Here is a 244-nt window from a genome sequence, read left to right as displayed (position 1 = left end):
CTGGGGTTGGGGCCCCAGCCGGGGAAGACGACATGGCTGAGGCGAACCGTCAGAAGATCCGGATCCGGCTGAAAGCCTACGACCACGAGATCATCGACCAGTCGACGAAGAAGATCGTCGAGACCGTGGTCCGCACCCAGGCGAAGGTGCGGGGCCCGGTGCCGCTGCCCACCGAGAAGCGGCGCTACACGGTGATCCGCTCGCCGCACAAGGACAAGGACAGCCGCGAGCACTTCGAGATGCG

1 protein-coding gene is annotated in these 244 nt (G+C 66.0%); it reads left to right on the top strand.

Annotated features, from left to right (window positions below; translation table 11 throughout):
• Positions 1 to 32: 32 nt before the first annotated feature.
• Positions 33 to 244 (top strand): 30S ribosomal protein S10 (gene rpsJ, locus E6G06_19625; protein ID TML86977.1); only part of this gene is annotated, 212 nt, incomplete at its 3' end.

The sequence above is a fragment of the Actinomycetota bacterium genome (genome assembly GCA_005888325.1).
Lineage (GTDB): Bacteria > Actinomycetota > Acidimicrobiia > Acidimicrobiales > AC-14 > AC-14.
This window is presented reverse-complemented; position numbering and strand designations above follow the sequence as displayed.